This is a genomic window from Methylobacterium sp. CCH5-D2 (assembly GCF_001556475.1).
In the GTDB taxonomy this organism is placed as follows: domain Bacteria; phylum Pseudomonadota; class Alphaproteobacteria; order Rhizobiales; family Beijerinckiaceae; genus Methylobacterium; species Methylobacterium hispanicum.
This window is the reverse complement of the sequence record NZ_LSIX01000282.1, coordinates 1-354: the sequence shown is the minus strand read 5'-3', so window position 1 is coordinate 354 and position 354 is coordinate 1. Positions and strand designations below refer to the sequence as shown.

The 354-nt window shown below is 78.5% G+C and carries 1 pseudogene; it reads right to left on the bottom strand.

Annotation, left to right across the window (positions count from 1 at the left end):
* Window positions 1-180 (bottom strand): annotated as a pseudogene (locus AX737_RS07625) (hypothetical protein); the annotation flags it as partial.
* Window positions 181-354: the final 174 nt, after the last annotated feature.

The window sequence follows — 354 nt, the reverse complement described above, 5'->3', positions numbered from 1 at the left end:
CGCCCGCCGCACGACCGGGGCCGGGTCGTCGAGGAGCGAGAGGATCGCGGTCTTGGCCTCCCAGGCGGCCTCCGGCCCGAGATTGCCGTAGAGGTAGGCCCGGGCCAGCGCCTGGGCGGCCTCGGCCCGGTGGCCGGCGGACGTGTGCTGCGTGGAGGCCAGGAACTGTCGGATGATCATGGACCGCTCCGGGTGGCGAAGAGCGAGGTCTGGAGGGCGGGCGCCGGGAGGGCCGCGAGGTCGGCCGGGCGGCGGGGCGGCAGCGGCGGATTGCGGATGACCGCGCCCGGCGCCGGCAGGGCCGCGGCGAGCGCGCCGGTCGTCGTCGGGGCGTCGGCCTCGACCCGCACGACG